Source organism: Shinella lacus (genome assembly GCF_010994755.1).
GTDB classification, from domain to species: domain Bacteria; phylum Pseudomonadota; class Alphaproteobacteria; order Rhizobiales; family Rhizobiaceae; genus Shinella; species Shinella lacus.
This window is the reverse complement of the sequence record NZ_WHSB02000006.1, coordinates 12,282-38,130: the sequence shown is the minus strand read 5'-3', so window position 1 is coordinate 38,130 and position 25,849 is coordinate 12,282. Positions and strand designations below refer to the sequence as shown.

Here is a 25,849-nt window from a genome sequence, read left to right as displayed (position 1 = left end):
CGGCCTTTTTGTTATTCGGCGAAGAGTTTCCAGCGTGTCGGCTTGAAGCGGATGATGGTTCCGGTCGCAGCCTGGGCATCAAGGGGAATTTCGATCTCGACATGGTGGGATTCACCCTGCCTGGAGATGTCGAGGTCGGCGATGCGGGTGCCGGCAAGGCGACGGGAGGTAGCGACGCGGCCTTCCAGCGCCGGTGTCGCCGGGTCGGTGACGAGGGTGACGTCCTGCGGGCGGAAGAACAGCGTGCCGCTGCCGCTCTGGATGTCGTTCGCCTTCGGGGCGATGCCGATCGGCTCGTCCTGGAAGCGCACGGCATTGTCCGCGACGGTGACCGGCAGGCTGGCGCTATCGCCGATGAAGGAGAAGACGAAGGGCGAGTTCGGCCGGTCGTAGACATCGTCGGACGAGCCGACCTGCTCGATCTGGCCCTGGCTCATCACCACCACGCGGTCGGCGAGTTCGAGGGCTTCTTCCTGGTCATGCGTGACGAAGACGGTGGTGTGGCCGGTGCGGTCGTGGAATTCGCGCAGCCAGCGGCGCAGTTCCTTGCGCACCTTGGCGTCAAGCGCGCCGAACGGCTCGTCGAGCAGCAGCACCTTCGGCTCGATCGCCATGGCGCGGGCGAGCGCCACGCGCTGGCGCTGGCCGCCGGAGAGCTGGTTGGGATAGCGCTTTTCGAGACCGGAGAGCTGCACCATGTCGAGAAGATCGCTGACCCGGCGACGGATTTCCGTCTTGGGCGGGCGTTCACCGCGCGGGCGCACGGTCAGGCCGAAGGCGATGTTGTCGGCGACCGTCATGTGGCGGAACAGCGCGTAGTGCTGGAAGACGAAGCCGACATGGCGCTCCTGCACGGTGCGGTGGGAGGCGTCCTCGTTGCCGAAGAAAATCTTCCCGAGGGTGGGCTGTTCGAGGCCGGCAATGAGGCGGAGCAGCGTCGTCTTGCCGGAGCCGGAGGGGCCGAGCAGCGCGATCAGTTCGCCGGAACGGATGTCGAGCGAGACATCGTTCAGTGCCGGGTAGCGGTCGAATTCCTTGCGGATGTTGGAAACCCTGACGTCCATGGAGGGCTTTAGCCTTTCAATGCTTGCGGCCGGCAGCGATTTCCGCGCCGTAGTGAAGTTCAAGGACCGTCTTGACGACGAGTGTGACGAGAGCGAGTGCCGCGAGCAGCGACGCCACAGCGAAGGCGGCGACGAAATTATACTCGTTGTAGAGGATCTCAACATGCAGCGGCATGGTGTTGGTGAGACCACGGATATGGCCCGAAACCACCGAGACCGCGCCGAACTCGCCCATGGCGCGCGCATTACAGAGCAGCACGCCGTAGAGCAGGCCCCATTTGATATTGGGCAGCGTCACGTACCAGAAGGTCTGCCAGCCCGAAGCGCCGAGCGACAGTGCCGCCTCCTCGTCGCCGGTGCCCTGCTCCTGCATCAGCGGGATCAGTTCGCGCGCGACGAAGGGGAAGGTGACGAAGACGGTGGCGAGCACGATGCCGGGCACGGCAAAGAGCACCTCGATGCCATGGCTCTTCAGCCACGGCCCGAGCACGCTGCCCGCACCGAACAACAACACGTAGACGAGGCCGGAAATGACCGGCGAGACCGAGAACGGCAGGTCGATCAGCGTGGTGAGGAACGCCTTGCCCTTGAACTCGAACTTGGCGATCGCCCAGGCCGCCGCCATGCCGAAGACGAGGTTGAGCGGCACGGCGATGACGGCGACGAGCAGCGTCAGCCGGATGGCGGCGAGCGTATCCGGGTCGTTCATCGAGGCGAAGAATTCGCCCGGCCCCTTGCGGAAGGCCTCGATGAAGACCGCGGCAAGCGGCAGGAGCAGGAAGAGCGCCAGGAACAGGAAGGCAGCGGTCATCAGCGCGTAGCGGGCGAAGGGCGCTTCCGTCGTCGGCGAGCGCAGGCGGCGGGATGAATTAGGCGCCATGACCGTACCTCCTGCGGCTCCAAGCCTGGATGAGGTTGATGACGAGCAGCATGGCGAAGGACATGCTCAGCATGATCGTGGCGATCGCTGTCGCCGCACCATAGTTGAACTCCTCCAGCCGGATGACGATGAGGAGCGGCGCGATCTCGGACACATAGGGAATGTTGCCGGCGATGAAGATGACTGAGCCGTATTCGCCCACGCCGCGAGCGAAGGCCAGCGCGAAGCCCGTCAGGATCGCAGGAGACAGGCCGGGCAGCAGCACGCGATAGACGGTCTGGAAGCGGTTGGCACCCAGCGTTGCGGCCGCCTCCTCCACCTCGCGGTCGATCTCTTCCATGATCGGCTGCACCGTGCGCACCACAAAGGGCAGGCCGATGAAGACGAGCGCGATGACGATGCCCGTCGGGTTGAAGGCCGCCTTGATGCCGAAGACGTTCAGCACCTGGCCGACCCAGCCATTCGGCGCATAGAGCGCGGCAAGCGCGATGCCCGCCACCGCCGTCGGCAGCGCGAAGGGCAGGTCCACCACCGCGTCAACGATGCGCCGGCCGGGGAATTCGTAGCGCACGATGACCCAGGCGACGATGACGCCGAAGACCACATTGACGAGCGCCGCGATGAAGGCCGTGCCGAAGGACACCTCCAGCGCGTTGATCGTGCGCTCATCGGTGAGGATAGCCAGGAACTCCGCACCGGAAAGCGAGGCGGAGCGCCAGACGAGGCCGGCGAGCGGGATGAGGATGATGAGGGTCAGATAAGCGAGCGAAAAGCCGAGCGTCAGTCCGAAACCCGGAATGACACTCGGCTGTCTCACGCGCCACCGCACCGAAGCAGCAGCAGATGTCGTCAAAGGACTTAGTTCCCCGGCTTGTAGATCTGGTCGAACACGCCGCCGTCACCGAAATGCTCGGGCTGTGCCTTCACCCAGCCGCCGAAGATCGGATCGTCGATCGTCACCAGCTTAATGTCCGGAAGCTGTTGCAGCAACTCAGGCTTCACCAATTCGCGCTTCGACGGACGGTAGAAGTGTTTCGCCGCAATGTTCTGGCCTTCCTCCGAGTAAAGATATGTGAGGTAGGCTTCGGCCTGCTTGCGCGAGCCCTTGGCATCGACATTGCCGTCAACCACGGCGACCGGCGGCTCTGCGAGGATCGAGATCGGTGGAGCGACGATGTCGAAGGCATCCGCGCCGAACTCGGCACCGGCCAGATAGGCCTCGTTTTCCCAGGCGAGCAGCACGTCGCCGATCTGGCGCTGTGCAAAGGTGGTCAGCGAACCGCGTGCACCCGTGTCGAGAACCGGCGCGCGCTTGAAGAGTTCGGCGATGTAAGCCTTGATCTTGTCCTGGTCGCCGCCGTATTCTTGGTTCGCCCAGGCCCAGGCTGCAAGGTAGTTCCAGCGGGCACCGCCCGAGGTCTTCGGGTTCGGGGTGACGATCTGCACGTCGCCCTTCACCAGGTCGCCCCAGTTATGGATGCCCTTCGGATTGCCCTTGCGAACCAGGAAGACGATGGTCGAGGTGTAGGGCGAAGAATTGTTCGGCAGACGGCCGCGCCAGTCCTTGTTGATCTTGCCGGTCTTTTCGGCGATCGCGTTGATGTCGCTTTCGAGCGCCAGCGTCACCACGTCCGCTTCCAGCCCGTCGATCACCGAACGTGCCTGCTTGCCGGAGCCGCCATGCGACTGCTGCACCGTCACGTCTTCGCCGGTCTCAGCCTTCCAATGTTTTGCGAAGGCCTCGTTATATTCCTTGTAGAGTTCGCGCGTCGGGTCATAGGAGACGTTGAGCAGCGTCGTTTGTGCAAACGCCCCCGTCACCCCGCCGAGCACAAGCCCGACACCCACCACGAGAGCCCCAAAACGTTTAGCCAATATCGACATTCTCCAACCTCCTGGATCGTTATCCCTCATAAACCCTAGTGAATTAGTAGAGTTAGTCAACAACGCCCCAGCAACTTGCAAAACGGGTTCCAAACGAGCCGTAAAGGCGCAATGGAAGACCTGCGGAGTCCTGCCGCAGGCGAACGGTTCATCCCACGATGCCGACGACCACGCAAAATGCATCCGCGGAAAACCGCTGTTTTTGCCGCGCCGCCCAAACTTTTTTCAGCAGGTAGGCTTCAGCGGTGCGAGACGCGGGCGAGGCCCTGCGGCGCGATGTCGAGCACGGCCCGGTAGGTCTGCCGCACCGTTTCGGCGAAGGTGAACGGGCCGGGGCGCAGGCTGGAGGCGATGGCGCCGACCACGGACAGCCCGCACAGCGCCTCGCTATGGCTGAGCAGGCGTCCGCAATCGTCGACCGTCAGTGCCGCTGCGTCGCGGCCGATGAGCCCGGCGAGCGCGCGGGCGGACGGCATCTCGCGGCAATCGATGGTGTTCTCGTCGGCGGATCTGGGATCGCAGGACGGCACGAAGCGGGTGCGGCCGGTCTCGAATTCGGCGCCGAGGCGGCGGTGTACGTCACGGGCGATGCGGACGGAGAAGTGCCGGTGCAGGCGCAGAAGATGGCGGCGATAGTGGTTGCGCTCGGCCTGGGGCAGGTTGCGCCAGACGACGGACAGGCGGGCGGAGGCTGCATCGACGACGGTCTGCCACTGGCCGCCGTCGCGCGCCTCCGCGGCGCTACACTCGTTGCGGATATAGCGAAAGGCATCCTTCAGCGAACGGGTGGCCGGCGGTTCGCCGAAGGCCATGCCCTCATGCCCGCGGCCATGCGGCTGCGGCAGGCGGCCGGAGGCGGCGGCGACATTGATCTCACCGGCAAAACCGCGCGCCCGCAGGTCGAGGAGGATGGCGGCAAGGCGCGGGCCATTGCCGACCAGCGTCAGCGGCGACGGGTCTGCCTGCTGCGACAGCCGCTCGGCTGCGGCTGCGGCGCCCCGCCAGGAGGCGGCCTCGCGCTCGGCGATGCCGAAACCGGTGGCGACCACGACATGGTCGAATTCGGCGCTCTCGCCATCGCGGAAGGCGACGCGCAGGCCCGTTCCCGCCACCCCGATATGGCGCACCGCGCCGCGGAAGGTGCGGATGCGCACGTCGCGGCGCAGGCTCAGCGCCTCGCCGAAGCGGGCCATCACATAATCACGGAAGACGGCGCGCGGCACATGCAGATCCTGCGGCCCGCGCAGCGCGGCAACGGCGCCGCCCGCAAGCAGGCTGCCCTTCAGCCACTCGGCGAAATCATCCGGGCGATCCGGCAGGACGGAGAGGTCGCGGGCCGGCTCGGTGGTCAGCGCCTTGCCCGCAGGGCCATCACCGAAAGCGCCCGGCGCATCCTCGGCATCGATCAGCCAGGCCTCGAAGGGGCGATGAACCCGCCGCATCAGCGCGATCGTCGTGGCAAGACCCGACGGCCCGGCGCCGATGACCGCAATGCGCATCGCCGGCACGGACGAAGCCCCCTCTTCCCTCACGGCCCTTTCGAAGAACATGCCCTGTCCTTTCCCTCACGGTGAACAAGAAGCCAGGCCACCATGATAGCGCGGCTCGATATAATTTTCTACCTTTTTAGTAGAATAATGGAAGCCCGCTTGCCGCCGGGAGAATCCGGCGTGCCGGCGGCGGTTTCCGGGGGTTCATGCAGGAAATCCGCCAGCGTCGTGCCGTCGAGGATTTCGCCGGAAGCGGCGGCGACCTTGGCAAAGACCCGGCGCACGGCGCAGAAGCGGTCGTCGCGGCAATCGGCGCAGCGCTGGTCGCCATCATTGGCAAGGCAGGCGAGCGGCACGAACGGGCCTTCCAGGATGCGCAGCACCTCGCCGAAAGCGATATCCTCCGGGCGCCGCAGCAGCCGGTAGCCGCCATGCTGGCCGCGCCGGCTGACCACGAGGCCGGCATGTTTGAGGTCGAGCAGAATCTGTTCGAGGAACTTCTTGGGGATCGCCTCGCGCGCCGCGATCGTGCCGATCTGCACCGTTTCGCCGGGACCGGCCCGGGCGAGCGCCAGGAGCGCGCGCAGGGCATATTTGGATTTCTGTGCGATCATGGCGGGGTGCCACGCGTTGCAGGCGCGGAACCGGCTTGCCATTCCTGGAGCCGGCGCCGCCTGCTCATCCGGCCGCGACCAATGCGCCGATGCGGGTGGCAACCGCGCGGGCCTGGACGCGGATATCGGGAACGGCGGTGATCTCCCAATGGCGGCCGGCAGTGAGCGGCCCGAGCGCGAAGAAACGCGCGTTGCTGGTGTCATCGGCGGCAAGAACGCTGTCCTCGTCGTCGACGGCGATGCCGAGGCCGTGCGGATCGGCCCGCACGAGGCCCCTTTCCGCGAGGCTCTTCAGCAGGGGCGAGGCGCTGACCGTACATCGGTCCAGCCCGGTGCAGTTGACCACGAGGTCGGCCGTCACGGACGCGCCCCCGCGCAGATCGACGGCCAGCCGGCCATCTTCCCGGCGCAGCGCCTCCAGCCGTCCGCGGTGGATGACGAGCTGGCCGGAGCGGCGAAGGTCGTCGATCTCCTGCGCAACGGCGGGCGCCATGCGGTGGCGGTGGACATTCCAGAAGGAGGCGGCATGACGCAGGAAGCGGCTGCGCTGCGCCTCGCTCAGGGTCTGCCAGAATTCATGCGTCGTGTGGCGCAGGCCATCCATGACGGCCCGCCAGTCGGGCGCGGCGGTGGCCTGGGCGCGCAGCGCCGCGAGCATGGCGCTGATCTCGCTTTGGCCCGGGACAAGCACGGTCTCCACCGGATCGGCACGGTGCGCGAGATGCGCCTGCGGCAGCAGGCCATGCCGCGACACGGCATGCAGGGTGCCGCGGAAACCGCGGCGCTTCAAAAGCAGCAACTGGTCGACCGTAGTGAGGCCGGTGCCGACGAAGAGCACGTCCGCATCCGCCGGCAAGCGCTCCCACCAGGCATCGGCCCAGGGATCGTGCACGACGGACCCGCGCACCGCGGGCGACAGCGCCTCTTCCGGCAAAGGCAGGCGGCGCGTGCCCGCGCCCGTACACAGCGCCGAAGCGCGCGCGGACAGGCGCGTGCCATCCGACAGGGCGAAACACAGCCCGCCATCCTGCTCCGCTTCGGCGCTCAGCGCCTCGGCATCGACGAGGGTGAGGGCCGCGCGATTGCCGGTGCGCTTCAGCGCAGCATCGAGGCAGTCGCGGACGTAGTTGCCGTAAATCCGGCGCGGCACGAAATCGTCCGCCGACCAGGGATAGCCCTCTTCGGCCAGCCAGGACAGGAAGTGATTCGGGCGGTCGGCGAAGAGGCTCATGCGGCCGGCCGGCACGTTCAGGAGGTGGCACTCGGCCTTGGTGGCATAAGCGATGCCCCTGCCCTGCGCGGCCGCTTTCCCGACAAGGCTGACCTTTGCGGTCGGCGGCAGTTGGTCGATGAGGTTGAGTGTCAGCGCAACGGCCGAAAGGCCGGAGCCGATGACGGCCACATCCGTTTTGAGCGTCATGCATTCCCTCCTGCGAAGACCGTGGCCGGCAGTCTAATCAGATTTATCCAGTAAATCTATAGACTATTATCGGCCAAAATCTGCAAGGGAAACGGCGAAGACGCGGAGCGGGTTCCGCAAGGTTCCCGCCCCCTTTTTTAGCGGCTGCCAACCAGCATGCGGTAGCGCAACTGGTCGATGACGACCGCGAGCACCAGCAGGCTGCCGAGCAGGACCATCTGCATGTAGGAGCCGATCTGCATGATGTTCATGCCGTTCTGCACCAGCACGATGAAGAAGGCGCCGAGCACGACGCTTTCCACCCGCCCGATACCGCCGCGCAAGGATACGCCGGCGATGACGCAGGCGGCGATCGATTCGAGCGCGATGGTGCCACCGAGATTGGTCTCGCCGCTTTCGACACGCGCCGTCAGCAGGATGCCGGCAAGCGAAGCGAGCAGCGCGCAAACGACATAGGCGATGAACAGCGTGCGGCGGGTATTGATGCCGGACAGATGCGCCGCCTTGATATTGCCGCCGACGGCATAGATCTGCGCGCCGGTGCGGGTGCGGTTCATCAGGATCCACATGGCGGCGATCGCCAGAAGCGCGACGAGCACCGGCACGGGTACGCCAAAAATGCGGCCGAAGCCGAAGAATTCTCCGAACTCATAGGGCAGGCCCGAAACCGGCACGCCGCCGGTGATGAACAGCGCGATGCCGGCACCGACCGACTGCACACCGAGCGTCATGATGAAGGGCGAGACGCTGAAGCCGGCAATGCCGATGCTGTTGAGCGTGCCGATCAGGAGCGCCGAGCCAAAGCCGGCGGCAAGACCAAGCGCGATGACCAGCCAGACGGCATCCGGAAACATGCCGGACGCCGCGACCATCGCCGTCGCGGAAACCACGGAGGTCAGCGCGATCGCCGTGCCGACGGAAAGGTCGAAGCCGCCGGTGATGAGCACCAGCATCTGCCCCAGCGACACCAGGATCAGGTAGACCGACTGGCGCGCGACATTGGTGAGGTTCTGCACCGACAGGAACTGCGTCGAGGCGAGCGTGAAGATGATGAGGGCGGCGACGAGGAAGAACGGCAGGACGCCGGCGCGCACGAAGACGGTGCGCAGGAAGGCGAGGATCGGCGAGCCGGCCGAAGCTTGTGTCTCCGCCACCGGTTGGGCGCTGGTGTTCATGCGTCTGGCCTTTCATGGGAGAAGAAGGAGGCGAGGATGGTTTCCTCGTTGATGGCGTCGCCCTCAAGCTCCGCCGAAATGCGGCCGGCGGAAAAGACGACGAGACGGTGGGCGAGGTTCATGGCTTCCGGCAGGTCCGAGGAGATGACCACGACGGCCTTGCCGGCCTCCGCCAGTTCCTTGATCAACCGGTAGAGGGCGGCGCGCGTGCCCATGTCGACGCCGACGGTCGGTTCGTCGAAGATGTAGAGGTCGTAGTCGCGGCCGAAACCCTTGCCGAACAGCGCCTTCTGCTGGTTGCCGCCCGAGAGCGTCGAGATGGCGCGGCCCATGTAGTTTTCGGGAATATCGACGCGGCGCGCGATGCCATCGGTGATGGTGCGCAGTTTTGCCGGCGACAGCGCGCCGAGGAAGCCGGAGGCCTCATCGCGTTCAAGCGCGCCGAGATCGATGTTGCGGCGGGTCGTTGCGGAGAGCATCAGCCCTTCGGACTTGCGGTCCGGCGGCAGATAGAAGACGCCGTCGCCGACGAAGCGGCGGGTCGGCGCGTGGGTCACGTCCTTGCCCTTCAGCGTCACGGAGCCGGCCTTGATCGGCAGCAGCCCGACGGCGGCCCGCCAAGTGCGCGACTTGCCGCTGCCGACCAGGCCGGCGACGCCGAGCACCTCGCCTGCGCGCACATCGATATCCACGCCGCCGACACCCCAGGCCTTCAAGCCGCGGATCGACAGCAGCACGTCGCCATCCGGCTTGCGGGCGATCGTCGGGTAAATCTCGTCGATGGCGCGGCCGGTCATCATCTCGACGAGCGCCTTGGGAGAGAGCGCATCGACGCCGACCGTGCCGATCAGCTTGCCGTCGCGCAGCACCGTGATGCGGTCGGCGATCTGTGAGAATTCCTGGATGCGGTGGGAGATATAGACGATGCCGACGCCACGGGCCTTCGCCTCGCGCACGATGCGGAACAGCGTTTCCGTCTCGCGCTCCGTCAAGGAGGCGGTCGGCTCGTCGAGAATGAGGATGCGCGCCTCGGAATGGATCGCCTTGGCGATCTCCGTCATCTGCTGCTCGGCGCGCGAGAGGCTGACGACGGAGCGGCGCACGTCGATCGGGAAGCCAAGATCGGCGAAGAGCTTTTCGGCACCGCGGCGCATGGCGCCCTTGTCGGTGAAGGGGCCGCGCTTCGGCTCGCTGCCGAGATAGATGTTTTCCGCCACGCTCATGGTCGGCACGAGCGAAAATTCCTGGAAGACGGCGGCGACGCCGTTCTTCTTGGCGTCCCCCACCGAGGCGAAGGACACCGCGTCGCCGTTCAGCATCAGCGTGCCTGCCGTCTGAGGATAGACGCCGGACAGGATGGAAATCAGCGTCGACTTGCCGGCACCGTTCTCGCCGAACAGCACATGCACTTCGCCCGGCATCAGCGTGAAGGAAACGCCATCCAGCGCCTTCACCCCCGGAAATGTCTTGGTAATGCCCGTCATCTCGACGAGCGGTATCGCGGAACCGGTCACCCTCGTCCCTCCTCAATGGCGGCCCCGGCGCGTGCCGGGACCGCATGCGGTCGTCTTGGGTTCGCTTAGTTCACGCCGAAGACCGGCTTGAAGCCATCCGGCGGCAGGATGTTGGTCTGCGGCACGGTCTCGACATTCGACGGATCGACGACGAAGATCTTCGGGCCGACATGCTTGGTAAGTTCCTTGCCTTCCAGCGCGCGCACCGCCTGGTCGATGGCGATGCGGCCCTGGATGACCATGGAATCGGCGGGTGCGGCGAGGATGAAGCCGCGCTTGATGCCCTCGTAGACGCCGGGCGTCATGTAGAAGGCGAGAAGCTCGACCTGGCCCTTGAGGCCGCGTTCGCGGATGAGGCCCTGGGCGGCTTCCGCCGTCACCGCCGTGCCGGCGATGTAGCGCACGTCGGGCTCGGCCTGCAGCACGTCCTCGACGAGCTTGAGCTGGGCTTCCTTGCCGGTATCGCCGAATTTCGGATCGAGCACCTGCACGGCGGAGCCGGCAACGGCTTCCATGAAACCCTTGTTGGCGGCTTCCACCCAGCCCGCACCGGCCGGGCCGGGGAACCAGCCGACCTTGACCGGATCGCTGCCCGCCGGGTGCTTCTTGGCGAGATAGGCGCCGGTCTCGTGGCCCATCGTGTAGAAGGAGACGAGCGACTTGGCCGTCACGTCCGGCGAGGAAATGCCGTTGATGACGTCGATGACCGGAATGCCCTTCTTGGTGACTTCCGAGACGAGGTTGTTGAGGCCATCGAACGAGATGGCGCCAATCACCACGGCCTGCGCGCCGCCGGCGACGCAATCCTCGATCTGGCTGATCTGTTTGGCGAGTTCGGTATAGCCGCCGGCATCGACGAGGTTCATCTTGACGCCGAGGTCCTTCGCCTGTTCGGCGACGCCGTAATCGACGCCAAGCCAGTAGGCATCCTTCATGTGCGGGAAGGAGACGCAGATGTTCCAGGGCTTTTCCGCCTTGGCGAGCGGCTCGTATTTCACATCGACCGGCTTGCCATCCGCGGCAAAGGGCGGTTCGATCGCCTGGGCGTCATAGGGATACCAGGTCTCGGCCATGGCCGCGCCGCTCAGCGCGAAGGCCAGGGCCGTGGTGGCGAGTGCAGTTCTAACGAGCGTGTTCATTATGTTCCCTCTCTTGTTTTGATGAATGGCTGTCAGGCGAAGGTGGCGCGCAACCTCCCGAGCAACGCGGCGCGGTCCTTGCGGGCAGCGAGCGCCTCTTCCATCGTCACCTTGACGAAGCGGGTGGGTGTGTGCGGCTGAAGCTGGCCGATCAGGTCCATGTCGGCGGAGATGACCGTGCCGACCATGAAATAGCCGCCGCCGGAGACGGCATCCCGGTGCAGGATGATCGGTTCCGTGCCGCCCGGCACCTGGATCGAGCCATAGGGGTAGCAGCTATCGACGATGTTCGACGGGTCGGAGCCGGCGCCGAAGGGCTGGTCGCGCTCGACGAAATCGAGCTTGCGGCCGCCCTTGAAGCGATAGCCCATGCGGTCCGCCTCGTTCGCCACCTTCCATTCGTCGGCGAAGAAGTTTTCCTGCGATTCCTCGGTGACGCGGTGCCAGTAGAGGCCCGGCAGTACGCGCAGTTCCGCCGGCATGCCTGGCTTGCGGCGCAGTTCCTCGACAACCGTCTTGCCCTCGTTGGCAAGACTGCCCTTGCCGACCGGCAGTTCGTCACTGGCGGCGATTGGCCGGCCCTTGAAGCCGCCGAGCGCGCCGATCGGATAGGTCGAGCGGCTGCCGAGTGCTTCCGGCACGTCGATGCCGCCGGAGACGGCGATGCAAATGCGGGCGCCGGACTTCAGGAAATCGAAGGTCAGCGTCTGGCCGGCCTTGACCTTGAAAGCGGTCCAGCCGGGTTGCGCGACGCCATCCACCTTGGCCGGCATGTCGGCGCCGGTAATGGCGACGAGCGCGTCCTCGGTGAATTCGAGCTTCGGGCCTATGAAGACGGCTTCGAGGCCGGCCGCACCCTCGTCATTGCCGACGAGCAGGTTTGCGGCGCGCATCGCATAGCGGTCCATCGCGCCGCCGACGGGAATGCCGAGGTGGAAATAGCCGGGGCGCCCGAGATCCTGGACGGTGGTCGAAAGACCGTGGTGGAGAACCTTAATGGCCATAGAGCATGCCCTCCAGCTTGGCGTTTGTGCCGTCGATATCCTTCTGGAATTCCCGGAGGTCGAAGCTCACCTCGCGGATCGGCGGGGCGAAGCGGCCCTTGTCGACATCCTCGACCGCCTGGTCATAGGCATCGCGGTCGATCGGCTTGAACTTCACGATGTCGCCGGGGCGGAAGAACACCATGAAATCGCAGAGATAACTGGTCGTCTGCGTCGGATCGAAGATCGGCATCGGCGTGATGCCGAACATCTGGTAGCCGCCGGCACCGCGCACCGAATAGATGCAGCCGAAGCAGCCGCCATGGCCGACTGTCAGTCTTGGCGTGTCCGTGCGGGGGCGCAGATATTTCGGCACCTGGATCTGCCGCTGCCGCTCGACCATCTGGTACATGAAGGGCAGGCCGGCGACGAAGCCGACCATCGAGACGAACCAGGGCGAGCCGGAATGGGCGCCGACGAAATCATCGACCGAGCCGTAGTCGTTGATGCGGGCGGCGTAGTCGAGGTCGGTGCCCGTCGGGTCCTGATGGCGCTCGCGGAAGCGCATCAGCGTCTCGTGCGTCCACGGGTCGTTGTAGAAGACGGGGATTTCGACGATGCGGGTCTTCAGCACCGGCTCGGCCTTGGCGGCCGCGCCCTCGATCGACTTCACTTCCTTCAGGATGTCGTCGGGATGGATGATGTCGGGGTTGAACTTGATCTGGAAGGAGGCATTGGCCGGGCAGATTTCCGTGACACCCTTGATGCCGCTTTCGCGCACACCCTTCGCCATGGAGAGGCTCTTGAAGAAGGCTTCGAGCGACATGTCCTCGCTGCATTCGACGAAGAGGTGCTCATCGCCCCCGAATGTGTATCTGATGCTCATCAGGCAACCTCCGCAGTCGCGCCGGCTTTCGCGGCGAATTCGGTTTCAAGCCATGTTTCGAGGAAGCGCGTGTCGAAGGCGCCGCGCCGGACGCTGTCGTCCTCGGCGAGTGCCAGGTGCAGCGGCACCGTCGTCCTGATGCCCTCGATCGTCAGGCCTTCCAGCGCGCCCTTCAGCCGTTCGAGGCAGGCATCGCGCGTCTGCCCCCAGACGATCAGCTTGCCGACGAGCGAGTCGTAGAAGGGCGGGATCGTGTAGCCTTCGTAGAGCATCGTATCGAAGCGGATGCCCTCGCCTTCCGGCACGACGAGCCTGGTGATGGTGCCCGGCGCGGGCAAAAAACCCTTGGCCGGGTCTTCGGCATTGATGCGGCATTCGATGGCATGGCCTTCGGCCTGCACATCCTCCTGGCGGATCGACAGCGGCGCCCCACCGGCAACGCGGATCATCTCTTCGACAAGGTCGATGCCGGTGATCATCTCGGTGACGGGATGCTCGACCTGGATGCGGGTATTGACCTCGATGAAATAGAACTCTTTCGTCACCTCGTCGTAGAGATATTCGACGGTTCCAGCGCCGCGGTAGCCGACCTCGCGGGCAAGTGCGACGGCGCTGTCGCAAAGCCGGGTGCGCACATCGGCGGGCAGCAGGAAGGACGGCGCCTCTTCCCAGACCTTCTGGCGGCGGCGCTGAAGCGAGCATTCTCGCTCGAAACAATGGATGAAGTTCTGGCCGTCGCCAAGGATCTGCACCTCGACATGGCGCGCCTTGGTGATGACCTTTTCCAGATAAAGGCCGCCATCGCCGAACGAAGCCAGCGCTTCCGCGGAAGCCTGCGGGAAATGGCGTTCGAGATCGGCGAGGTCGGCGGCGATGCGGATACCGCGACCGCCGCCGCCTGCCGCCGCCTTGATCATGATCGGGAAACCGGTCTTTGCCGCCACGGCCCGGGCTTCCTCGATCGTTGCAAGGCGTCCAGCGCTGCCCGGCACAGTCGGAACACCGGCCTTGGCAGCAACTTCACGGGCCGCGACCTTGTCGCCGAGCAGGCGGATCGCATCACCCTTGGGACCGATGAAGATCAGCCCGGCCGCTTCGACCGCATCGGCGAAATCGGCGTTTTCCGACAGGAAGCCGTAACCCGGATGCACGGCATCGACGCCCGCCGCCTTGGCGGCGTTCACCACCGCTTCGATGTTGAGATAGGACTTCTTCGGCGCCGGCGATCCGATGTCGACGGCCGCATCGGCGAGCTTCACCGCCAGCATGTCGGCATCCGCGGCGCTGTGGACCTGCACGGTGCGAATGCCGAGCGCCTTCGCCGCCTTGATGATGCGCACCGCGATCTCGCCGCGGTTGGCAACGAGGAGCGAGCGGATCGTCATGCCTCCACCTCGGCGATGACCTGGCCGGCCATGACCGGCTCTTCATTGTCGACGAGGAAGGTGATGTTCTTGCCATCGACGCCGGCCGGCACTTCCTGGAAGGTCTTCATGACCTCGATGAGCCCGATCGCATCGCCGCTCGCCACGCTGGCGCCATCCGCCTTGAACGGCGGCACATCCGGCGAGGAGGCCCGGTAGAAGGTGCCCGGCAGGGGCGATCTGATCTCGATCTTGCTCATGTCTCTCTCCACTTAAGATGTTAGTGCCCAGCCACGTCCGAAACGGGCGTTATGCGAATGCCTTCGGCCACGAGCGCCTCGCGCATCTGGCGCACGATGTCGAGCGCGCCGAGCGTGTCGGAATGGAAGCAGATGGATTCGAAATCGATGGCGATGTCGTTGCCCTTGACCGTCTTGACCTTGCCTTCCTTGCAGGCGCGCACGACCTTGCGGGCGATGGCCGCGGGGTCCGGCCGGCCGGCATCACGGGTGAAGACAATGGAGCCGCTGTCGTCATAGTCACGGTCGGCGTAGAACTCGCGCACGACCGGCTGGCCGACCTCCATCGCCGCGCGCCAGGTAGCCGAGCCCCCCATGCAGAAGATGTAGGCGTTCGGCTCCACGGTGCGCATGTACTGCACGAAGATCTGCGACAGTTCCGGATTGACCGCCAGTTCCATGTAGAGCGCGCCATGCGGCTTCACATGCTGGAGGCGGGCGCTGTGGCGGTGGGCGAATTCCTTGATGGCGCCGACCTGGTAGACCATGTCGTTGACGAGTTCCTTGGCGGTGCCGGCGATCTTGCGGCGGCCGAAACCCTGGAGGTCGTTGTAGCCCGGATGGGCGCCGATGCCGACGCCGTGCTGGGTGGCAAGACGGACGGTCTGGTCCATCAGGCTCGGATCGCCGGCATGGAAGCCGGCGGCGATGTTGGCCGAGCTGATCAGCGGCATGAGGGATGCGTCATCGGTATCACCGACGCGCCAGCGGCCGAAGGCCTCGCCCATGTCGCAGTTGATGTCGACTACCTCACGCAATGTCTCTTCCCTCACATGCTTTTGTCGGACGAGGGAAACGCTAGGCCATCTATCTTCATTTGAAAAATTCTATTTTTACATATATGAATTCTGATAATCAGAACACGATGCCCATTTTTATTGCGCTGCAAAAACAAGATAAAACAGATGGATAGACAGGTAATGCCCAGGATAGAGCGGCTTCGTGCCCATTTCGATATCGTCTGTTCTGATTTTTTGATACCGCTTCGCGAGAAACCAGATAGGGGCACACAGCCTTGACGATCAGCCTCAGACAGATCCGCTACTTTGTCGCGACCGCCGAGCTCGGCCAGATCTCGCAGGCCGCCGTCGACCTCTCGATTTCCCAGTCCGCGGTGACCACGGCGATCAAGGAACTGGAGCGCACCGTCGGCGTCAGCCTGTTCCTGCGCACGCCGCATGGCATGGACCTGACGTCCGCCGGCCGGCAGTTCCTGTCGCATGCCTATGAGATCCTGAAGAAGGTCGACGAGGCGATGCATTTGAACGTCGTCAGCAGCGAGATCGAGGGCACGCTGACCGTTGCCGCGACCTATACGGTCATCGGCTACTTCCTGCCGCTGCATATCGAGCGGCTGCGACGGCTGTTTCCGAAGCTGGAAATTCAGCTTTTCGAGCTCAATCGCGAGTCGATCGAGGAAGGGCTCTTGAGCAACCGCTACGACATGTCGGTGCTGCTCACCTCCAACATCCTCAATCCGGCGCTCATCACGGAAAAGGTGCTGAGTTCGACGCGCCGTCTCTGGCTTCCGGCGCAGCATCCGCTGCTGCAGGCCGAGACGGTGGGACTGCGCGAGATCGCGGAAGAACCCTACATCATGCTGACGGTGGACGAAGCGGCGCATTCGGCGCTGAAATACTGGAGCGCCACGCCCTACCAGCCGCGCGTCATTTTGCGCACCTCGTCCGTCGAGGCGACGCGTTCGCTCGTCGCCAACGGCCAGGGGGTGGCGATCCTGTCCGACATGGTGCACCGGCCCTGGTCGCTGGAGGGCCGGCGCATCGAGACGGTCAATATCAGCGATCCGGTGCCGGCGATGGATGTCGGCCTCGCCTGGCGCCGCAACATGGAACTCTCCCCGCCGATGCTCGCCTTCCGCTCCTATTTCCAGCAGGCCTTCCACCTGCCGGAGCGGTGAAGCTTAGCGGCGAACGCGCGGATAGCTGGTGGAGAAAATCTCCTCCACCGGCGGATGGCCATAGGTACGCTCAGGGTAACGCGCGACAAGCCCATCGAACTGGCGCTGCGCCCTCTCCTGCTCCGCCCTGGCGTCGAAGCCCGGGATCTTGCCGTCGACCATGACGAAGCGGCCGTCGATGATGACATTGGTCACGTCGCGGCCGGAGCCCGACATCATCAGCGTCTGGATCGGATCGATGACATGGCCGATGCGATCATGGCCCATGTCGATGACGATGACATCCGCCTTCGCGCCCGCTTGCAGCCGGCCGAGATCGGGCCGCCGCAGCGCATCCGCGCCACTGATCGTGCCGGCATCGAAATAGTGTTCCGAGCGCACGCTGTCGATCGAGCCGTCCATGACGCGCGACAGCAGGATGCCGACCTGCATGTTCTGGATGAAGTCGCTCGGCCAGGTATCCGTGCCGAGGCCGATGCGCACGCCCATGTCGCGGAACTTCGAAAAGCTGTCCATGAAGCCGGCATGGCGGGCCGAGACGATCGGGCAATGCACCAGCGTCGCGCCGGCATTCTTCAGGATATCGAGGTCGCGGCCGGCGCGGTCGACATTGCGCGTGCCGGCGACGAGTTCGCCATGCGGCAGCAGCATCCGCTCGTTCAGCACGCCGAGCGACTCCAGCCATTCCAGCGGCGTCATGCCATAGGCGCTGGTGATGCGGTCGAATTCCAGTTCCGACTGGCAGCAATGCTGGCGGATCGGGATATCAAGGTCGCGGCCGGCATCCGCGGTGCGGCGCAGCAGTTCGGGCGTGCAGGTCTCGATGCGGTCGGGCGCCAGCATCGCGCGTACCAGCGGCGAGGCCTCAGCCTCGATGCGCTCGGCAAAGGCGAGCGAGGCGGCAAAGCTCTGGAAACCGCGCTCCTCGTCGTAGTGGAAGGCGATCTTGCCATTCTCGTCGACATAGCTGTTGCCGGTGCGATAGGCCGGGCCGAGATAGACGCGCAGGCCCAGTTCATGCGCCGCATCGGCGGCAGCGGAGAATTCGGCATCCGTCTCGCCCCATTCGCGGTAGAACAGCGAGGCGATCGGCAGCGCGGTGGTGACGCCGTTGCGGATGAGCTGGGCGAAGGCGTAGCGCTTCTGGAAGCCCAGCTCCTGCTGCGTGTACATCTCGTAGGCGCGGTCCATGTAGCTCTTCGGCCAGACCCGGCCCTTCTTCCAGGAGGGCTGGTTGTCGAAGGCGAGCACGGTCGTGTCGAGATCGGACAGTGCGTCGAGATCGATGAAGCCGGGCGAGAGGATCGCATTGCCATAGTCGATGCGCTCTGCGACCTCGCCGGGATAATCGTGCCCGACGAAGACGACCTTGTCGCCCTCGAAGACCACGATGCCGTCATCGAAGATAACGTGGCGGCCTTCACGATGGCCGACGACCCAGCGGGCGGTGAGGAGAACCGGGCCGTCGATGCGGCCGGATGCGGGAAGTGTCGTCATGATGCTCGTTCCATCCTTCTAGCCTTTGGTGCCATTTTCGCTGTCGGGGCACGCATGCAATGGCTTTAATCTATGGGATGCAATTATTGTATGCATATCTTCGCGAAGCAAGCCGCATTTCTTTGAGCATAAAGAGGCGTCGCCATTGGCGAGAAGGAATATGCGCCCGGGGCTGGTCTTCGGCCCCATACGATCCCGCGCGTGGCGCGCGAACAGGTGGACAGAATCGGCCTTTGTGTGCAATTTGCGCGATATATTTTATGACTATGGAGACTGCCGCATGGCGAAGAAAGTTGACGATCTGGGCCGCGGTCGCTCGCAGGCCGTTCATCGTGCGCTGAAGCGCGCCATCCTCGACCAGGCGCTCTCGCCCGGCTCGAAGCTGCCCGAGGATTCGATCGGCGAACGGCTCGGCGTCAGCCGCACCCTCGTGCGTGAGGCGCTGGTGCGGCTCAGCGAAGAAGGCCTTGTCGACCTGCGCCCCAACAAGGGCGCGACGGTGGCGCGCCCCACGCTCGAAGAGGGCCGTAACCTGTTTTTGACGCGCATGGCGCTGGAGCGCCTCGTCGTCGAGACGCTTGCGGGCAAGCTTACCAAGGAGCAGATCGACATCCTCGCCGCCCATATCGCGGCGGAAGATGCCGAGAAGGAACATGCGACCTCGATCCGGCTCGCCGGCGAGTTCCATACGATGCTGGCGCAGATGACCAACAATGCCAGCCTCATCCGCTATGTGAACGAACTCGTCGCCCGCAGTTCGCTGATCCTCGCGCTCTACGGCCGGCCGCATTCCTCGGACTGCGCCGTTTCGGAGCACCAGGAGCTGCTCGACAGTCTGATCGCCGGCAAGGCCGAGGATGCCTCGAAGCTGATGGCCCACCATCTCGATTCGATCACCACCCGCGCCCTGCTGCCGCGCGAAGACGACCGCAATATCAAGGACGTGCTCACCGCCTATGCGGCGGCGGAAGGCCTCGCCTGACCGGCTCGCCGTTCAGGCGCCGTTCGGCACGCTCAAGCGTTCGGCTGGCGCATCGACGACCATGCGCCGCACCCAGTTCACGAAGTTGCGGATATCGGGCTCGTTGCGGCGGGCGTGTTTGACGTTGAGATAATAGGCGCGGCCCGACGGCATGCGCGCATCGTTCCACACCTGGAGCCCGCCCTCGGACACCCGCTGCTCGGCCAGGAAATGCGGCACCAGCGCGATGCCGAGGCCCTGCTCGGCCATTTCCACGGCGAAGAGATAGTGGCTCGCGCCGAGCACGGCGGCATTGTCGAGCAGATCCTTGCGGTCGACGAGTTCGAGATAACCCTGCCAGTCCGCCATGAAACCGCGCTCCTCGACTTCCGTCGTGATGAGCGCATAACCGCGCTTGCGATCGGGCGGGATCTGCTCGGCCGTGCCCACGGCAACCAGATCCTCGGGCAGGAGCTTGACGCTCCAGAACCCGTCCTTGATCGGCGTGGTCGTGAAGAAGATGTCGGCGATCGCGTCGCTGAGATCCGGCTGGTAGGCCTGCAGCTTGATCTGCATGCGACAGTCGGCGGCATGCGCATAGAGTTTCACCCGGGGGATGAGCCAGCCGGAGCCGAAGGACGTGCACACCGCCACGCGAAGCGCCGGCGTCGTCTCGCTGATGCTCTTCTGGATGGAGTGCTCGATCTGGGCGAAGGCGAAGGACAGGGACTTTGCAAGCTTGGTGCCGCGCTCGGTAAAGGACAGGTCGCGGCCGGTCTTCTCGATCAGGTCCTCGCCGATCTGGGTGCGCAGATAGCGCAACTGATGGCTGATCGCACTACGGGTAATCGCCAGCTCATCGGCTGCCTTGGCAATGGAACGGTGGCGAAACACGCATTCGAACACCTGTAAGGCCCTGATATTACATTGCATTCTTACATCACCTCATCCCTTGGCGTTCCGGGTCGCGTTGGGCGTGGGAAGGCACCTGCCATCTCATCTGAGCCAGCCGGCCACAGCCTTCCCTCTTAAATTGATAAATTAGAATCCCGTTCAAGAGTACCTACGCAAACGCTGAGATAGAGCGCAATTCACCGCACGAGAGGGATGGAACCGTGAATTCTCCTCATCACGGTGAAAAACCGTCACAAATTGGTCGCCGCACCCGTGCGTTGTACGCATCAAGGCGGGATTAAACCTGGCGTGTCGTTGCAGCGTGGGAGGCCCATGCCGCCTGTCAGGCGACGGGTTTACACATGAAGAACTCAGCCGTGTACCGTGGGCGAGTTTAGAAGGCGGTCAGGGACGGAACCGCGCATAGCCGTCGCAGCCGCGTTCGGCCTGACGGCAGCCCTTCTGGCGGTAGAGCCGGCGGTAGTTGCCCTCTTCGTAGCGGATGCGCTGCTTTCGCTGGTGTTCCCGCAGCGCCGGCGAGACCGAACCGGAGTAGCCGGGGCGGATGTCCGGGGCGCTCTGGGTGGTGCAGCCCGCGAGGACGAAACCGGCGGCCAGCCCGATCATCAGCAGTTTGGAAATGGCCGGGATAGAATGCATCTCACCTCTCCGTGCCCGCGTGCCACGGTTTTGCCTTCGAATGACACCTTTGCGAACAATTTTCTTTAAAACGCTGTTAACTGCGTACCGTACAGATTGCCATGGGCCGGATGACTCCAGAATGAACGTCGTGCTCAGCGATGGTTCAGGTCACGGCAGTCATATCTTCAGACGAACACCAGGTTCGTTTCGAAATCGAGGAAAACTCATGAAAACCGTTGGTATCGTGCTCGCATCCCTCTTTCTTGCCACGGCCGCCTATGCGGACGACATTTCGCTCGGTACGCCCGGTTACGGCGGCAGCGGCTGCCCGGCAGACAGCGTTTCGGCGACGCTGAGCCCGGATGGCAAGGCGCTCAGCCTGCTGTTCGACGAGTATGTCGTGGAAGCCGGCGGCGAGACGGGCAAGTCCTTCGACCGCAAGACCTGCAATGTCGCGATCCCGGTCCACGTGCCGCAGGGCCGCAGCGTCTCGGTGCTGGCGATCGACTATCGCGGCTTCAACCAACTGCCGCGCGGCGCGCGCTCGCAGTTCAACGTCGAATATTTCTTCGCCGGCACACGCGGCCCGGCCTTCCGCCAGACGTTTACCGGCCCGAAGGAGAAGGACTACCTGATCTCCAACAAGCTGACGGCGGAATCGCTGATCTGGTCGGCCTGCGGCGAGGACGTCAACCTGCGCACCAATTCCAGCATTCGCGTCAACACGACGCGCGGCCAGGAAGCCATGGCGACGGTCGACACGCAGGACGTCAAGGCGGCGATCATCTACCAGCTGCAATGGCGCACCTGCCGCTAAAGCATTTCCGCTTTTCTCCGAATCACGAAAACGCTTTATCGATTGTTTTCTTACGCAATTCCGGACGCAAAACCGCTTCGCACTTTTGCTGGAATTGCTTCTAATCTTGCATAAAGCCGGGCGGCGTTGATCGCTGCCCGGCCGTTTTCAGGGAATCCTTTGCATGCGTCTCCCCCTCCGCCTCGCCCTTCTCGCCGCCGCTTCGGTTCAACTTCCGGGGCTCGCGCTCGCGGCAAATGGCTGCGCGGATGGCACGTTCTCGTCCACGCAATCGCCGGATGGCAACGCGACGAGCATCCTGTTCGACGATTTTTCCGCCATGGCGGGTGGAGCGTCGGGCGTGCGGCGCGCCACCAGCTCCTGCAAGCTCAGCGTGCCCGTGACGCAGAAGGACGGGCACTCGGTCTACAACGTGGATTATCGCGGTTTCGCCTCGACGGAGGACGGCCAGACCGCTTCCCTTCGCACGACGCAGGACGGCAAGCAGATCCTGAAATACGAGATCAAGGGGTCGCTGCAAGACGACGTCGCCATCTCCGACAGGGTGGGCGTTTCGGGGTCCGATACGCTCGACCTCGCCGTGATCCTCGATGCGACGGGGCCGCTCGACGAAAACGGCTTCGAATCCACCCTCTCCATCGACTCGATCGATTTCGCGCGCATCGGCTTCACCACCACGGCCTCGGTCGTTGGCTCCATGAACCAGATCGCGCGCCAGCGCCAATCGATCACGCTCGACCTGATGGACACCGCGCAGAACCTGCTCGGCCAGAAGAGCCGCTTCGACGAGGGAAGCTACCTCGCCGCCTTCGCCAGCTCGGATGCGGCGGCGGGCTTCAACGGGCGCTGGGAGGCCGGCAACGGCGTGAGCGTTCTCGGTGGTGCCGCCATCGTCAACCCGAACCGCACCGAGGTCGCGCTCGACACGCTGGCGCTGCTTGCCGGCGCCGTGCGCTACACCACGCCCGCCACCACCTGGCGGGCTTTCGGCGAGGCCGGCGCCTGGGGATCGCCCGATGTCTCGGCCTCGCTTTCGCGCAGCTACGTGAACCTCGATTCGCTGGTCTTCGCCAGCGGCACCCCCTCCGGCTCGCTGGTCAGCGCCTATGGGCGGCTCGGCGTGATCTATGCGCCGGACGACGCCAACGAGATCGCGCTTTCCACCCGCTTCACCCGCTCCTGGCTCGACCTAGACGGCTATGACGAGGATGCCTCCGGCAAGAACCTATTTGCGGCCCATATCAAGGGCGGCCGGTCGCATTCGGACACGGTAAGTGCCGAACTCGCTTGGAGCCGTAGGCTGGATGACAGGCTCGACTATACCCTGCTCGGCGCGGTCGGCCGCACCTTTGCCGGCAGCAACGGCGTCAAAGCGTCCGTCGACTGGGTCGGCGACGTGAAGGGCAAGGCCGAGGACCAGAATTTTGCGACGGTCGGCGGGCGCGTCGGCTGGAAATTCGACGAACGCTGGCAGGTCGATACCGCGGTTTCCGCTACCTTCCGCGAAAACGACAAGCCTGACTGGAACATCGGCGGGCAGTTGAAGGCGTCGTTCTGACGCCTTCCCATTCGGGCTGTTTTGCGCCCCTTGAAAATATATAGGACTCCTATATATTAACGGCATGGAAACGCCGAAGACCCCCCTTTCGATCGACACCCGCATTCGCGAAGGCCTTTCGCGCGTGGGCATGGTCCTGCGCGTCGACGAGTGGAACCGGGCGAAGGCCACCGGCCTGAACCCGACGCAGCTTTCGATCCTGACACTGCTGGAAGGGCGCGAGAAGGACGGGCTCGGCGTCAAGGAGATCGCCGCCCATCTCGGCGTCTCGCAGCCGACCGCGACGGATTCGATCAATGCGCTGGAGCGCAAGGGTTTTCTCGCAAAGCGGCAGGGCGCGGCCGACAAACGCGCGGTCAGCGTGGTGCTGACGGCCGACGGAGCCTCGGCGCTCAACGCGACCGACACGGGGGAAGGCCTTGCCGCCCAAGCGATCGGCGCCCTCGACCACGGCGAGCAGGAAGACCTGCTCGTCACCCTGATCAAGATGATCCGGCGCCTCCAGGAGGCCGACGCGATCCCCGTGCAGCGCATGTGCGTGACCTGTCGCTATTTCGCGCCCTTCGCCCATGCGGATGCGGCGCGGCCCCACCATTGCAAATTCGTCGACGCGGCCTTCGGCCAACGGGAACTCCGCATCGATTGCCGCGATCACGTCGAAGCCGATCCCGCCTCCCGGGCTGCCACCTGGGATGCATTCCAAACGGGATAATTCACCCCCCCTCCAGGCAACGAAAGGACAATTCGCATGTTCGGCAGATTTTTAACCGGCGCGCTCATCGCCGGAACGGCATCGCTATGGCTGGCGACGGCCTCGGCCCATTCCATCAAGGCGGAGCCTACGGAGGCTGTTCAGGCCTCTTTCGACATCATCGAGACGACGATCGCCACGAAGGGCGACAGCGCGATCTTCACCACCCGCGTGCGCGGCGAGGCTGGCAAGGACAAGCCCGATGCGACGGGCAAGTTCGAAGGCTCCAGCGTCTATGCCTATGTCTGGCCGACGAGCCTCGATAGCGGCCAGATCGGCTTCGACAAGGGACAGGGCATCGTCGCGCTCGCCGTCACCTTCCATCCGGATTTCGACGATGCGGCCTTTGGCGGCAAGAACCGCCATGTCTGGCATCCGCACTGGGTGGTGCTGGCCGAGGACAAGGCCTGCGGCGGCGGCCTCAAGGTCATCGACATTCCGGAAGGCGCCAAGCCCAAGGTGCCGGAGACCTGGCCCGGCGTGCCGCTCCTGATCGACAGCCCGGACTATCCGACCAGCTTCAAAGGCGACACGGTCGACGTCGCCATTCCGCTGTCGCTGATCGGCGGCATCAAGGGTGCTTCCTATGACGGTGTGACGGCCGGCCTGAAGGTCAACGGCAACCTGCATGCCCCGCTGCTCTGCGTCAGCAACGTGTTCAAGGTGGCATCCGGCAATCTCAGTCTGCCCGGCAAGGTCGCGCCTGCCCAATGATTGAGCGTCGGTCCGGCGACTGCCATCGCCGGACCGACAATTCCTCCCCTCCAGGCAATGGAAAGAAAGAACATGACAAGGATTACCCGTATCGACCCCCGCCAGCAAGGAGGCGACCATGTCTAAGCCTGATGCCCGGCCTCTTGCCCCGGAACTGGCCGTCAGCGCCTGGTTCAACACGCCCGGCCCGCTGACGCTGCAAGGCCTTCGCGGCCGGCCGGTCTTCCTGCACAGCTTCCAGCTGCTCTGCCCCGGCTGCGTGGCGCAGGCCATTCCGCAGGTGCAGCGCATCGAGCGCGTCTTCGCCCATACCGACCTGCAGGTGATCGGCATCCACACGGTCTTCGAGCATCACGCGGCCATGTCGCCGGTGACGCTTCAGGCATTCCTGCATGAATACCGGCTGAAATCACCCGTCGCCGTCGACCTCGCGGAAGAGGGTTCCGACATTCCCGTGACGATGCGGCGCTTCGGGCTGTGCGGCACGCCGTCTTCCGTGCTGATCGGGCGTGATGGCACCATCCTGCACCAGGTTTTCGGCGTCGAGGATGATATTGCCGTGGGCGCGCGGATCGCCATGGCGCTCGCTGACCCTGTTCCGGTGCGGGCCGCGGAGACGACGGATGCGGATGATGGGTGCGTCGGCGGCCGTTGCGCGGCACCGTTGCTCTCATGACGGGTCTTCCCCTGCTCAGCCTTCGCGTCGGCGCCGTGGCACCGCTTGGCGCCCGCGGCGTGCCGAGCGGCATTGCGAAATCGGCGGTGGCGGGGCCGCTTGCGCTCTCGTTGACCGGCTTCCGGGGCGACGAGCAGGGCGATACCATGCGGCATGGTGGGCCGGAAAAGGCCGTGCACCACTATCCCTTCGAGCACTATGCCGCCTGGGCGCGCGATCTCGGCGCGCATCCGCTGCTGGCCTCCCCCGGCGCCTTCGGCGAGAACATTTCGACCGCCGGCCTGACCGAAGACACGGTGGCGGTCGGCGATGTCTTTGCGCTCGGCACGGCCATCGTCGAGGTCAGCCAGGGCCGGCAGCCGTGCTGGAAGCTGAACGAGCGTTTCGGCCGGGCCGAGATGGCGCGCACGGTTCAATCGACCGGGCGCACGGGCTGGTATTATCGCGTGCTCCAGCCCGGCACCGTCACGCCCGCGGACCGCCTGACCCTGCTCGACCGCGCGGCACCGGAATGGACGCTCGCGCGCATCTGGCGCGCCTTCTATATCGACACGCTCAACCGGGAAGAACTTGCCGGCATCGCGGCGCTGAAGCCGCTTGCCGCCGGCTGGCAGGCCCATGCCGCCCGGCGGCTGGAAAGCAACCGGGTCGAGGACTGGACAAGACGCCTCACCGGCTCCACCTAGGCTCTGCGACGCAATCGCCCTTT

The 25,849-nt window shown here is 64.7% G+C and carries 26 protein-coding genes; 8 read left to right on the top strand and 18 right to left on the bottom strand.

Annotation, left to right across the window (positions count from 1 at the left end):
• Positions 1-11: 11 nt before the first annotated feature.
• The 15 genes from GB927_RS17115 to GB927_RS17045 all read right to left on the bottom strand — a co-directional run bounded on the left by GB927_RS17115 (position 12) and on the right by GB927_RS17045 (position 15,470).
• Entirely contained in the window at positions 12-1,064 is a 1,053-nt protein-coding gene (locus GB927_RS17115) for a sulfate/molybdate ABC transporter ATP-binding protein (protein WP_256118408.1), read from the bottom strand.
• Positions 1,065-1,080: 16 nt separating this feature from the next.
• A complete protein-coding gene (cysW, locus tag GB927_RS17110) occupies positions 1,081-1,944 on the bottom strand; it encodes a sulfate ABC transporter permease subunit CysW (RefSeq protein WP_256118407.1) in 864 nt (287 codons plus the stop codon).
• Complete coding sequence (gene cysT / locus GB927_RS17105) at positions 1,934-2,797, bottom strand: sulfate ABC transporter permease subunit CysT (RefSeq protein ID WP_256118406.1); 864 nt, start codon at positions 2,795-2,797, stop codon at positions 1,934-1,936. Before cysT ends, cysW begins: the two co-directional genes overlap by 11 nt.
• Before the next feature lie 5 nt (positions 2,798-2,802).
• Positions 2,803-3,828 (bottom strand): sulfate ABC transporter substrate-binding protein, encoded by a 1,026-nt coding sequence (locus GB927_RS17100; RefSeq protein ID WP_256118405.1) that lies wholly within the window; start codon positions 3,826-3,828, stop codon positions 2,803-2,805.
• 239 nt (positions 3,829-4,067) lie between these two features.
• A complete protein-coding gene (locus GB927_RS17095; RefSeq protein WP_256118404.1) occupies positions 4,068-5,378 on the bottom strand; it encodes an FAD/NAD(P)-binding protein in 1,311 nt (436 codons plus the stop codon).
• 68 nt (positions 5,379-5,446) lie between these two features.
• Positions 5,447-5,932: an RrF2 family transcriptional regulator gene (locus tag GB927_RS17090; RefSeq protein ID WP_256118403.1), complete on the bottom strand. Its 486-nt coding sequence runs from the start codon at positions 5,930-5,932 to the stop codon at positions 5,447-5,449.
• 64 nt (positions 5,933-5,996) lie between these two features.
• Positions 5,997-7,352 (bottom strand): FAD/NAD(P)-binding protein, encoded by a 1,356-nt coding sequence (locus GB927_RS17085; protein ID WP_256118402.1) that lies wholly within the window; start codon positions 7,350-7,352, stop codon positions 5,997-5,999.
• 137 nt (positions 7,353-7,489) lie between these two features.
• Positions 7,490-8,527: an ABC transporter permease gene (locus tag GB927_RS17080; protein WP_256118401.1), complete on the bottom strand. Its 1,038-nt coding sequence runs from the start codon at positions 8,525-8,527 to the stop codon at positions 7,490-7,492.
• The gene (locus GB927_RS17075; RefSeq protein WP_256118400.1) at positions 8,524-10,041 is read right to left on the bottom strand and encodes a sugar ABC transporter ATP-binding protein; all 1,518 of its coding nucleotides are present in this window, start codon (positions 10,039-10,041) and stop codon (positions 8,524-8,526) included. The genes GB927_RS17080 and GB927_RS17075 overlap by 4 nt, the downstream gene beginning before the upstream one ends.
• A gap of 65 nt (positions 10,042-10,106) precedes the next feature.
• Positions 10,107-11,180, bottom strand: a complete 1,074-nt coding sequence (gene torT, locus GB927_RS17070; protein WP_256118399.1) for a TMAO reductase system periplasmic protein TorT — start codon at positions 11,178-11,180, stop codon at positions 10,107-10,109.
• A gap of 32 nt (positions 11,181-11,212) precedes the next feature.
• A complete protein-coding gene (locus GB927_RS17065; RefSeq protein ID WP_256118398.1) occupies positions 11,213-12,184 on the bottom strand; it encodes a 5-oxoprolinase subunit C family protein in 972 nt (323 codons plus the stop codon).
• Positions 12,174-13,049, bottom strand: coding sequence for a 5-oxoprolinase subunit B family protein (locus GB927_RS17060; RefSeq protein WP_256118397.1), 876 nt, complete (start codon positions 13,047-13,049; stop codon positions 12,174-12,176). The genes GB927_RS17065 and GB927_RS17060 overlap by 11 nt, the downstream gene beginning before the upstream one ends.
• Positions 13,049-14,434 (bottom strand): acetyl-CoA carboxylase biotin carboxylase subunit, encoded by a 1,386-nt coding sequence (locus GB927_RS17055; protein ID WP_256118396.1) that lies wholly within the window; start codon positions 14,432-14,434, stop codon positions 13,049-13,051. Before GB927_RS17055 ends, GB927_RS17060 begins: the two co-directional genes overlap by 1 nt.
• On the bottom strand, positions 14,431-14,673 hold the full coding sequence (locus GB927_RS17050) for an acetyl-CoA carboxylase (RefSeq protein ID WP_256118395.1): 243 nt from the start codon (positions 14,671-14,673) through the stop codon (positions 14,431-14,433). The genes GB927_RS17055 and GB927_RS17050 overlap by 4 nt, the downstream gene beginning before the upstream one ends.
• Positions 14,674-14,693: 20 nt before the next feature.
• Positions 14,694-15,470: a 5-oxoprolinase subunit PxpA gene (locus GB927_RS17045; protein ID WP_256118394.1), complete on the bottom strand. Its 777-nt coding sequence runs from the start codon at positions 15,468-15,470 to the stop codon at positions 14,694-14,696.
• 257 nt (positions 15,471-15,727) lie between these two features.
• Here GB927_RS17045 and GB927_RS17040 point away from each other — a divergent pair, with 257 nt between their 5' ends.
• Positions 15,728-16,630, top strand: coding sequence for a LysR family transcriptional regulator (locus GB927_RS17040; protein WP_256118393.1), 903 nt, complete (start codon positions 15,728-15,730; stop codon positions 16,628-16,630).
• Positions 16,631-16,633: 3 nt separating this feature from the next.
• Here GB927_RS17040 and GB927_RS17035 read toward each other — a convergent pair whose 3' ends face one another.
• Positions 16,634-18,127: an amidohydrolase family protein gene (locus GB927_RS17035; protein WP_256118392.1), complete on the bottom strand. Its 1,494-nt coding sequence runs from the start codon at positions 18,125-18,127 to the stop codon at positions 16,634-16,636.
• 280 nt (positions 18,128-18,407) lie between these two features.
• On the opposite strand from GB927_RS17035, the gene GB927_RS17030 reads away from it, so the two are divergent.
• A complete protein-coding gene (locus GB927_RS17030; RefSeq protein ID WP_256118391.1) occupies positions 18,408-19,109 on the top strand; it encodes a GntR family transcriptional regulator in 702 nt (233 codons plus the stop codon).
• Positions 19,110-19,121: 12 nt separating this feature from the next.
• Here GB927_RS17030 and GB927_RS17025 read toward each other — a convergent pair whose 3' ends face one another.
• Both GB927_RS17025 and GB927_RS17020 read right to left on the bottom strand, forming a co-directional pair.
• A complete protein-coding gene (locus GB927_RS17025) occupies positions 19,122-20,021 on the bottom strand; it encodes a LysR family transcriptional regulator (RefSeq protein WP_256118390.1) in 900 nt (299 codons plus the stop codon).
• Positions 20,022-20,387: 366 nt separating this feature from the next.
• A complete protein-coding gene (locus GB927_RS17020) occupies positions 20,388-20,642 on the bottom strand; it encodes a hypothetical protein (RefSeq protein WP_256118389.1) in 255 nt (84 codons plus the stop codon).
• Between the two features lie 208 nt (positions 20,643-20,850).
• On the opposite strand from GB927_RS17020, the gene GB927_RS17015 reads away from it, so the two are divergent.
• The 6 genes from GB927_RS17015 (at position 20,851) to GB927_RS16990 (ending at position 25,826) form a co-directional block, all read left to right on the top strand.
• A complete protein-coding gene (locus tag GB927_RS17015) occupies positions 20,851-21,441 on the top strand; it encodes a DUF4360 domain-containing protein (protein WP_256118388.1) in 591 nt (196 codons plus the stop codon).
• 163 nt (positions 21,442-21,604) lie between these two features.
• A complete protein-coding gene (locus GB927_RS17010) occupies positions 21,605-22,999 on the top strand; it encodes a DUF4360 domain-containing protein (RefSeq protein ID WP_256118387.1) in 1,395 nt (464 codons plus the stop codon).
• Between the two features lie 64 nt (positions 23,000-23,063).
• Positions 23,064-23,711 (top strand): MarR family winged helix-turn-helix transcriptional regulator, encoded by a 648-nt coding sequence (locus tag GB927_RS17005; RefSeq protein WP_256118386.1) that lies wholly within the window; start codon positions 23,064-23,066, stop codon positions 23,709-23,711.
• 36 nt (positions 23,712-23,747) lie between these two features.
• Entirely contained in the window at positions 23,748-24,464 is a 717-nt protein-coding gene (locus tag GB927_RS17000; protein ID WP_256118385.1) for a hypothetical protein, read from the top strand.
• A 118-nt stretch (positions 24,465-24,582) separates the two neighbouring features.
• Positions 24,583-25,140 carry a redoxin family protein gene (locus GB927_RS16995; protein WP_256118384.1) on the top strand — a complete coding sequence of 186 codons (558 nt, stop codon included), beginning with the start codon at positions 24,583-24,585 and terminating at the stop codon, positions 25,138-25,140.
• On the top strand, positions 25,137-25,826 hold the full coding sequence (locus GB927_RS16990) for an MOSC domain-containing protein (protein WP_256118383.1): 690 nt from the start codon (positions 25,137-25,139) through the stop codon (positions 25,824-25,826). The genes GB927_RS16995 and GB927_RS16990 overlap by 4 nt, the downstream gene beginning before the upstream one ends.
• Positions 25,827-25,849: the final 23 nt, after the last annotated feature.